Source organism: Amycolatopsis sp. NPDC003861 (assembly GCF_053605405.1).
The window spans coordinates 1-8,347 of record NZ_JBSGJD010000336.1 but is presented as its reverse complement, the minus strand read 5'-3'; the positions used below and the strand labels follow the sequence as shown (position 1 = coordinate 8,347).

9 protein-coding genes are annotated in these 8,347 nt (G+C 71.2%); 7 read left to right on the top strand and 2 right to left on the bottom strand.

Features of this window, described 5'->3' with window-relative positions; translation table 11 throughout:
- Positions 1 to 33: 33 nt before the first annotated feature.
- Positions 34 to 540, bottom strand: coding sequence for a DUF1707 domain-containing protein (locus ACWEVN_RS43860; protein ID WP_452055233.1), 507 nt, complete (start codon positions 538 to 540; stop codon positions 34 to 36).
- A gap of 93 nt (positions 541 to 633) precedes the next feature.
- Here ACWEVN_RS43860 and xerD point away from each other — a divergent pair, with 93 nt between their 5' ends.
- From xerD to ACWEVN_RS43830, 6 genes are all read left to right on the top strand, one after another.
- Positions 634 to 1,536, top strand: a complete 903-nt coding sequence (gene xerD / locus ACWEVN_RS43855; protein WP_449687759.1) for a site-specific tyrosine recombinase XerD — start codon at positions 634 to 636, stop codon at positions 1,534 to 1,536.
- Positions 1,537 to 1,737: 201 nt separating this feature from the next.
- Positions 1,738 to 2,709 carry a ParA family protein gene (locus tag ACWEVN_RS43850; protein WP_449687751.1) on the top strand — a complete coding sequence of 324 codons (972 nt, stop codon included), beginning with the start codon at positions 1,738 to 1,740 and terminating at the stop codon, positions 2,707 to 2,709.
- The gene (locus ACWEVN_RS43845; RefSeq protein WP_452055232.1) at positions 2,706 to 3,116 is read left to right on the top strand and encodes a cobyrinic acid a,c-diamide synthase; all 411 of its coding nucleotides are present in this window, start codon (positions 2,706 to 2,708) and stop codon (positions 3,114 to 3,116) included. The genes ACWEVN_RS43850 and ACWEVN_RS43845 overlap by 4 nt, the downstream gene beginning before the upstream one ends.
- Positions 3,116 to 4,012: a segregation and condensation protein A gene (locus tag ACWEVN_RS43840; RefSeq protein ID WP_310971400.1), complete on the top strand. Its 897-nt coding sequence runs from the start codon at positions 3,116 to 3,118 to the stop codon at positions 4,010 to 4,012. The genes ACWEVN_RS43845 and ACWEVN_RS43840 overlap by 1 nt, the downstream gene beginning before the upstream one ends.
- Positions 4,009 to 4,812 carry an SMC-Scp complex subunit ScpB gene (gene scpB / locus ACWEVN_RS43835; RefSeq protein ID WP_452055231.1) on the top strand — a complete coding sequence of 268 codons (804 nt, stop codon included), beginning with the start codon at positions 4,009 to 4,011 and terminating at the stop codon, positions 4,810 to 4,812. Before ACWEVN_RS43840 ends, scpB begins: the two co-directional genes overlap by 4 nt.
- Positions 4,799 to 5,551: a pseudouridine synthase gene (locus ACWEVN_RS43830; protein WP_310971402.1), complete on the top strand. Its 753-nt coding sequence runs from the start codon at positions 4,799 to 4,801 to the stop codon at positions 5,549 to 5,551. Before scpB ends, ACWEVN_RS43830 begins: the two co-directional genes overlap by 14 nt.
- Here ACWEVN_RS43830 and ACWEVN_RS43825 read toward each other — a convergent pair.
- Positions 5,530 to 6,360 carry an SAM-dependent methyltransferase gene (locus ACWEVN_RS43825; RefSeq protein ID WP_452055230.1) on the bottom strand — a complete coding sequence of 277 codons (831 nt, stop codon included), beginning with the start codon at positions 6,358 to 6,360 and terminating at the stop codon, positions 5,530 to 5,532. The two genes, ACWEVN_RS43830 and ACWEVN_RS43825, sit on opposite strands and share 22 nt — an antisense overlap.
- A gap of 67 nt (positions 6,361 to 6,427) precedes the next feature.
- On the opposite strand from ACWEVN_RS43825, the gene ACWEVN_RS43820 reads away from it, so the two are divergent.
- The gene (locus ACWEVN_RS43820) at positions 6,428 to 8,269 is read left to right on the top strand and encodes a Xaa-Pro dipeptidyl-peptidase (protein ID WP_452055229.1); all 1,842 of its coding nucleotides are present in this window, start codon (positions 6,428 to 6,430) and stop codon (positions 8,267 to 8,269) included.
- The last annotated feature ends 78 nt before the right edge of the window (positions 8,270 to 8,347 follow it).

Genomic DNA, 8,347 nt, shown 5'->3' with positions numbered 1-8,347 from the left:
GAACGCACCGAACGCCACATTGGGGCGCATCGGTCAGGGGCGCAGCTGGCGGCCTTCGGCGTCCGCGCCGCCGTTGACCAGCAGCATGATGCCGTCGATGATCGGCCAGAACACGCCGACGCCGGTGCAGAAGGTGGCGAAGAGCTGGGCGATGCCCAGGCCGGTCTGGCCGGTGTAGAACCGGCCGACGCCGAAGGGCAGCACGATCTGCAGCACCCCGGCCACCGTCTTCGACCGGTGCGAGTAGACGACGGGCGGCGGCCCGTAAGGCATCGCCATGGGCATCGAGGGTGGCGGCGCGTACACCTGCTGCGTCGACATCGGCATGGTGCCCGGTGGCGGCCCGAAGAAGCCGGGGTGCGGGTGCGGCAGGTCGCGGAACAGCGGCCGCAGCTCGCCCAGGGTCGTCGCCGCGTAGGCGTCGGTCACGCGCGTCTCGTACTCGTCCGGGGTGATGCGGCCCATGCCGAAGTGATCGGCGAGCAGCCTCGCTGCTTCCTCGCGCTCGGCCGTGCCGATGCGCAGCTCCTCGGACCCCATGGATCCACGGTAACCGAACGGGGTTTCTGCCGGGTCACGAGCGCCCGGCGGCCTAAGGTGACGACCGTGGCAGCCCCGGGCAGCACGGACGGCGTGATCGCCGCGTACCTCGACCACCTGGTCGTCGAACGTGGGACCGCGCGCAACACCCTGGACAGCTACGCCCGTGACCTGCGCCGGTACGCCGCGCACCTGGACGGGCTGGGCGTCGCGAAGATCGCCGACGTCACCTCCGCGCACGTCACGGCCTTCGGCGCCGCGCTGCGCGAAGGCGACGACGAGCACCAGCCCCTGGCCGCGTCGTCGGCCGCCCGGGCCCTGGTCGCCGTGCGGGGCCTGCACAAGTTCGCGCACGCCGAAGGGCTCACCGAGCACAACCCGGCCCGCGAGGTCCGGCCGCCGACGCCGGCGAAGCGGCTGCCCAAGGCGTTGCCGGTCGACGACGTGCTGCGGCTGCTCGAGACCCCACCGCCCGACGGCGAGCGCCCGCTGCGCGACCGCGCGCTGCTGGAGGTGCTCTACTCCACCGGCGCCCGGATCTCCGAGGCGGTCGGCCTGGACATCGACGACGTCGACGCCGCCGAGCGCACCGTGCTGCTCGACGGCAAGGGCGGCAAGCAGCGGCTGGTGCCGATCGGCCGTCCCGCGCTCGCCGCGCTGCACGCCTACACCGTCCGCGCCCGCCCGGCGCTCGCCGCGCACGGCCGGGGCACGGCGGCGCTGTTCCTCAACGCCCGCGGCAGCCGGCTGTCGCGGCAGAGCGCGTGGCAGGTCCTCAAGGACACCGCCGAACGGGCGGGCATCAAGGCCGCGGTTTCGCCGCACACGCTCCGCCACTCCTTCGCCACGCACCTGCTCGAAGGCGGCGCGGACGTCCGCGTCGTCCAAGAACTCCTCGGCCACGCGTCGGTGACGACGACCCAGGTGTACACGCTGGTCACGGTCAACACCCTGCGCGAGGTCTACGCGACCGCGCACCCGCGGGCACTGGGCTAGACGGCCCTATCCATCCATGCCCCCACCGCCGCCCTCAACGGAGGCGCTGCGCGCCGCTGTGTCTTTCAAGCGAAGGGCCTTCGTAGCCTGCACCGACGGTCGAGTGACATTGCCCCGTCGAGTCCGGCGCGTTGCTTTGCCGGGGCTCCGACTCCGCGCATAGGCTGCGGCGGACGCTGACGAACAAGGAGCTTTCGCGCCATGTCGACACCGAACCAGCCGGCCGTCCCGGCCGAGTCCGCCGGGTCGGCGGCGGCGAACCTCAGCCAGGTCACCATCGCGACACCCGCCGACCACGACGGCGACGATTCCGCCGAGCGCAACGGCAAGAAGGTGAAGCTCGAGGGCATCGGGCCGACCGGCCGCCCGATCCGCGAGCACCCCGATCCGGCGCCGCTGGACAAGCACGGCCCGGCCAAGATCATGGCGATGTGCAACCAGAAGGGCGGCGTCGGCAAGACGACGTCGACCATCAACCTGGGTGCCGCCCTCGCCGAGTACGGGCGGCGGGTGCTGCTCGTCGACTTCGACCCGCAGGGCGCGCTCGCCGTCGGCCTCGGCATCCAGCCGCACGAGCTGGACCAGACGGTCTACAACGCCATCATGGAGCGCTCGGTCAGCGCCACCGACGTGCTGATGAAAACCCGCGTCGACGGCGTTGACCTGCTGCCGAGCAACATCGACCTGTCCGCGGCGGAGGTCCAGCTCGTCGCCGAGGTAGGGCGCGAGCACACGTTGTTACGGGTCCTTCGTCCGGTCATGAACGACTACGACTATGTTCTTGTCGACTGCCAGCCCTCGCTCGGCCTGCTCACGGTGAACGCGCTGACCGCCGCGGACGGCGTGATCATCCCGCTGGAGTGCGAGTTCTTCAGTCTGCGAGGCGTCGCCCTCCTGATCGACACCATCGAGAAGGTGCAGGAACGCCTCAACCCCAAACTGGACATCGTCGGGATTCTCGCCACCATGTACGACCCGAGAACCCTGCATTCGAAGGAGGTCATGGCTCGCGTGGTGGAGGCATTCGGCGAGACCGTGTTCGACACGGTCATCAACCGCACCGTGCGGTTCCCCGAGACGACGGTCGCGGGTGAGCCGATCACGACCTGGGCGCCCAAGTCGGCCGGCGCGGCGGCGTACCGCCAGCTGGCCCGCGAGGTGATCGCTCGGTGAGCAGGCGCGCCTCCCTGCCCGGAGCGTCGGAACTCTTCAGGATCACCTCCAGTCCCGCCCTCGATCTCCCTCCCCAGGCACCGCCCGAGCCGGTCGAGGAGCCCCAGCCGAAGCCTTCGGGCAACGGCCGGGCCGACCAGCTCGCCCGCAGCGCGGCCCCGCACGGCTCCGGCCGGACCAAGCACGACGCGAAGATCACCGTGTACGTCTCCGGCGACGAGCTGGTGGCCATGGAGCAGGCCCGCTTGACGCTGCGCGCGAAGCACGACCTGGTCGTCGACCGCGGCCGGCTGGTCCGCGAGGCCGTGGCGGTGCTGCTGGCCGACTTCAACCAGAACGGCGACGAATCGGTGCTGGTCCAGCGGCTGCGGGTGGTCGGATCAGACGGCGGCGAAACCGAGGGCTGATGGACGAGCCGGAACCGGCTCCGGAGGTCCCCGAAGAGCACCAGACCGTGCACGGCGGGATGATCCCCGAAGGCGTCAACACCGAAGAGCTGAGCACGTCGAAGTTCAAGGTGCGGCTGGCCAACTTCGAGGGACCGTTCGACCTGCTGCTGCAGCTGATCTCGCAGCACCAGCTCGACGTCACCGAAGTGGCGTTGCACCAGGTCACCGACGACTTCATCGCGTACACGCGCGCGCTGGGGACCGACTGGAACCTCGACGAGACCACGGAGTTCCTGGTCATCGCGGCCACGCTCCTGGACCTGAAGGCGGCGCGGCTGCTGCCCGCGGCCGAGGTCGAGAGCGAGGACGACCTGGCGCTGCTGGAGGCCCGCGACCTGCTGTTCGCGCGGGTGCTGCAGTACCGCGCGTACAAGCAGGTGGCGGCGCTGTTCGGCGAGCTGGAGCAGGGCGCGCTGCGGCGGTACCCGCGGTCGGTGGCCCTGGAGGAGCGGTTCGTCGGGCTGCTGCCCGAGGTGATGCTGGGCGTGACGCCGCAGAAGTTCGCCGACATCGCGGTGGCGGTGTTCCGCCCGAAGCCGCCGCCGACGGTGTCGATCGCGCACATCCACATGGGCCGCATCTCGGTGCGCGAGCACGCGGCGATCCTGCGGGTGATGCTGGCCGAACGCGGGCAGGCGACGTTCGGCGAGCTGGTCGACGACTGCGACCACACGGTGGAGATCGTGGCGCGCTTCCTGGCGCTGCTGGAGCTCTACCGCGAGGCGACGGTCCAGTTCGAGCAGAGCGAGGCCCTGGCCGAGCTGCACGTCCGCTGGACGGGCGGCTCGAAGGAAGAAGCCTCCGCGGCGGCCGAGCTGGACCGCGCGTTCGGAGACGAAGAGGAGTACGGGTGAGCCCGGAGAACGACGAAGTGGCCGAAGCCCCACAGCCGCCGGCGGCCGAAGAAGCCGAACCGGCCGCGGCCGAGCTCGCGCTCGACGAGGCACTGTCCGGCGAGCCGGTGACCGAAGACGGCGAGCCGGTCGAACCCCTCGTGGCGGAAGAAGCCGAGCCCGCGCCCGCGGAGCCCGAAGCCGCCGCCGAGCCCGATCCGACCGGTCCGGAATCCGATCTGGTCGCCGCCGGTGACGCCGACTCCATGCCGGACGTCACCTCCGACGAGGACCTCGAAGCCGCCCTCGAGGCGCTGCTGCTCATCGTCGACTCGCCGGCCAGCGAAGAGCTGCTCGCCGATACCCTCGGCCAGCCCAAGGCGCGGATCGTCGTCGCCCTGCGGACCATGGCGCAGAAGTTCACCGACCGGACGTCCGGGATCGACCTGCGGCGCGTCGGCGAAGGGTGGCGGTTCTACACTAGAGACGTCTATGCCCCGTTCGTGGAGAAGCTCCTGCTGGACGGCCAGCGGTCGAAGCTGACCCGGGCCGCGCTGGAGAGCCTCGCCGTGATCGCGTACCGGCAGCCGGTGACCCGCGCGCGGGTGGCCGCGGTGCGCGGCGTGAACGTGGACGGCGTGATCCGGACGCTGCTCGCGCGCGGCCTCATCGAAGAGATGGGGACCGATCCCGAGACGACCGGCACGCTGTACGTGACGACCGAGCTGTTCCTGGAGCGACTGGGGCTGTCGTCACTGAACGACCTCCCCGCCATCGCTCCGTTGCTACCCGAAGTGGACACCATCGATGACATCCAGTGAACACCCCGACGGCGTCCGGCTGCAGAAGGTGCTGTCGCAAGCCGGGGTCGCCTCCCGGCGCGCGGCGGAGGACCTGATCGTCGCCGGCCGGGTCGAGGTGGACGGCGAGGTCGTCACCGAGCTGGGCCGCCGCGTCGACCCGGACAACGCGATCATCCACGTCGACGGCACCCGGGTGAACCTGCGCGACGACCTCATCTACCTCGCCCTGAACAAGCCCAAGGGCGTGCACTCGACGATGTCGGACGACCGCGGCCGCCCCTGCGTCGGCGACTACCTGCGCGGCCGCTACGAGGAGACGCCCGGCGTCGTGCACGTCGGACGGCTCGACGAGAACACCGAGGGCCTGCTGCTGCTCACCAACGACGGCGACCTCGGGCACCGGCTGATGCACCCGTCGTACCGGGTCCTCAAGACCTACCTCGCCGAGGTCGACGGGCTCGTGCCGCGCGGGCTCGGCAAGGAGCTGCGGCGCGGCTGGGAACTGCCGGACGGCATCGTCAAGGTCGACCAGTTCCGCGTGAAGGACATGCACTCCGGCAAGTCGCTGGTCGAGCTCGTGATCCACGAGGGCAAGAAGCACATCGTGCGCCGCTTGCTCAAGGACACCGGGCACCCGGTGCTGAAGCTGGTGCGCACCGCCGTCGGCGACGTCCAGCTCGGCAACCAGCGCGTCGGCTCGATCCGCCGGCTGACCAAGACCGAGGTCGGCGCGCTCTACCGCAACGTCGAGCTCTGATATTCGGCGGTCACGAACCCGTCCAGGGTCTCGTCGCCCGGACGGTCGTACTTCGCGGCCAGTTCGGCGTGGGAGACGACGGCCGGCTCCCAGCCGTGGCCGCGCAGCCACTCCGGCGCCTCGTCGCCGAGACCGCCCAGCCACAGCCGGGTGACGCGCTCGGCGCCCGGGGTCGCCTTGGCGCGGGCGAGCAGGCCGTCCCGCGTTTCGGCCGACCGGTGCTCGAACGACACCCGGCTGCCCGGCGCGGACAGCTCGGTCACGGTCGAGAGCAGCGCTTCGGCGTCTTCGCGGGACAGGTAGACCAGGAGGCCCTCGGCCAGCCAGGCGGTGGGAACGCTCGCGTCGAACCCGGCCGTCCGCAGCGCATCGGCCCAGTCGTCGCGCAGGTCGGCCGGGACCACGACGCGCTCGCACGACGGTTCGGCGCCCCGGGCGGCCAGCACCTCGTCCTTGAAGGCGAGGACCTCGGGCAGGTCGAGCTCGAACAACCGCACTCCCGGCGGCCAGGCGAGCCGGAACGCGCGGGCGTCGAGGCCCGCGGCGAGCACCACGACCTGCGAGCACCCGGCGGCCAGCAGGTAGTCGTCGTAGAACCGGGTGCGGATCGCCACCTGCCGGGCGAAGATCGCGCCGAGGCCGCCCTCCGGGGTTTCGCCCGGCGCGACGGGCAGCAGGGCGCTGCCCGCAGCGTGGAACGCGGCCGCGTACGGATCGTCGAACAGGCGATCCGGGCGGCGGCTTTCGTACGCGCGCAGGGCGGCGACACCGACGGCGGTGACGCTCACGGCGGGCAGGGACTCCGTCATGATTTCCAACGTACGCCCGACTTTCCGCCGTGGTGGGCGGTCGCGGTTACTCGCTAGCGTGACGGGTATGCGACTCGGAGTGGTGTGCGGGGTGCTCGCGGTGCTCCTGTCCGGTGCGGTGGTGCCCGCCGCCGCGGCCACGCAGGGGAGCGAGCCGGTCTACGACTACGCGAAGGCGATCCGCGAAACCGTCTGGGTCGACATCGGCCGCGACGGCGACGGGGACGGCCGCTCCGACCGCGTCGCCGCCGACATCGTCCGGCCGGGTGAAGCGACCTCACGCGTTCCGGTGATCATGGACGCCAGCCCGTACTACTCGTGCTGCGGCCGCGGCAACGAGAGCGAGCTGAAGTCCTACGACAGCGCCGGGAAGCCGGTGAAGTTCCCGCTGTTCTACGACAACTACTTCGTCCCGCGCGGGTACGCGATCGTGCTGGTCGACCTGGCCGGGACGAACCGCTCGGCCGGCTGCGCGGACGTCGGCGGCGCGTCGGACGTCGACTCCGCGCGCAAGGTCGTCGACTGGCTGAACGGCCGCGCGACCGGCTACAGCGCGAAGACCGGCGGCAGTACGGTGCCGGCGAGCTGGAGCACCGGGAACGTCGGGATGATCGGCAAGTCCTACGACGGCACGATCGCCAACGGCGTCGCGGCGACCGGGGTGGCGGGCCTGAAGACGATCGTCCCGATCTCGGCGATCAGCTCCTGGTACGACTACTACCGCTCGGACGGCGCGACCTTCGGCTTCAACCCGGACGGGCTCGCGCGCACGGTCGAAGCGCGCAACGGCGGGCAGAACTGCTCGGCGCAGAACCAGGTGCTGGCCTCCGGCGCCACCGCGAACGGCGACTACGGGCCGCTCTGGGCGGACCGTGACTACGTGCGGCGGGCGGGCAACGTGCGGGCGAGCGTGCTGTTGTCCCACGGCGTCAACGACCTCAACGTCAAGACCATCCACTTCGGACAGTGGTGGGCCGGGCTGAAGGTCGAGAAGAAGATCTGGCTGTCGCAGACCGGGCACGTCGACCCGTTCGACTACCGGCGTGCGGACTGGGTCGACCTGCTGCACCGGTGGTTCGACCACTACCTGCTGGGGATCGACAACGGCGTCCAGAACGGGCCACAGGCCAGCGTCGAGCGGCAACCGGACCAGTGGGCGGACCAGAGCGCGTACCCGGCGGCCGGCGCGGTGGCGACGACGCTGCGGCCGGGGGCGTCCGGCACGCTGGGCACTTCCCCGTCGTCCGGGACGGCGTCGTTCACCGACAACCCGAGCCTGGGCGAGGACACCTGGGTGACGAACCCGGGCAGTGCGGCGGTGACGTACTCGACCGGGGCGCTGACGTCCGACGTGCAGGTGTCGGGGACGACTTCAGTGACGGTGACGGCAACGCCGAGCACGTCGTCGGCGCGGGTGTCGGCGCTGCTGGTGGACCTGGGAGCGGCGACGATCCGCAACTTCGCGGGGAGCGGCGAGGGGATCAAGACGGGAAGCTCCGAGAACTGCTGGGGCTCGTCGTCCGCCGGTGACGACGCCTGCTACCGGATCGCTTCCGCGGACGTGAAGAAGGTGAACTACACGATCCTCAGCCGCGGCTGGGCGGACCTGGCGAACTACGCGTCCCTTTCGCAGGAACGGCCGCTGACCCCGGGCACGGCGTACACGATGACGTTCCGGCTGGCCTCGACGGACCACATCGTGCCGCGCGGGCACGCGCTGGCGTTGATCATCGGCGGCACGGACGGCAGCTTCATCCGCGGACCCGCCCAGCCGGGCCGGGTGACACTGGACCTGGCCCGGACGTCGGCTTCGGTCCCGCTGGCCGGCTCGATCCCGGCGGCGACCACCCACCCGGCCCTCGACACGAGCGCGTTCGTGCCGTCGGCGGGCCGGGCCGACCTGCGCTAGTTCGACTCGCCCCAAGCGCCCCAATGTGGCGTTGGTTGCGTCCAGCGCACCCAATGTGGCGTTCGGTGCGTCCAATGC

Excerpts from the sequence above, each read along its gene's own strand:
- ACWEVN_RS43850 (WP_449687751.1), top strand. The coding sequence starts at position 1,738 with ATGTCGACACCGAACCAGCCGGCCGTCCCGGCCGAGTCCGCCGGGTCG.
- ACWEVN_RS43860 (WP_452055233.1), bottom strand. The coding sequence starts at position 540 with ATGGGGTCCGAGGAGCTGCGCATCGGCACGGCCGAGCGCGAGGAAGCA.
- ACWEVN_RS43825 (WP_452055230.1), bottom strand. The coding sequence starts at position 6,360 with ATGACGGAGTCCCTGCCCGCCGTGAGCGTCACCGCCGTCGGTGTCGCC.
- ACWEVN_RS43830 (WP_310971402.1), top strand. The coding sequence starts at position 4,799 with ATGACATCCAGTGAACACCCCGACGGCGTCCGGCTGCAGAAGGTGCTG.
- ACWEVN_RS43840 (WP_310971400.1), top strand. The coding sequence starts at position 3,116 with ATGGACGAGCCGGAACCGGCTCCGGAGGTCCCCGAAGAGCACCAGACC.
- ACWEVN_RS43820 (WP_452055229.1), top strand. The coding sequence starts at position 6,428 with ATGCGACTCGGAGTGGTGTGCGGGGTGCTCGCGGTGCTCCTGTCCGGT.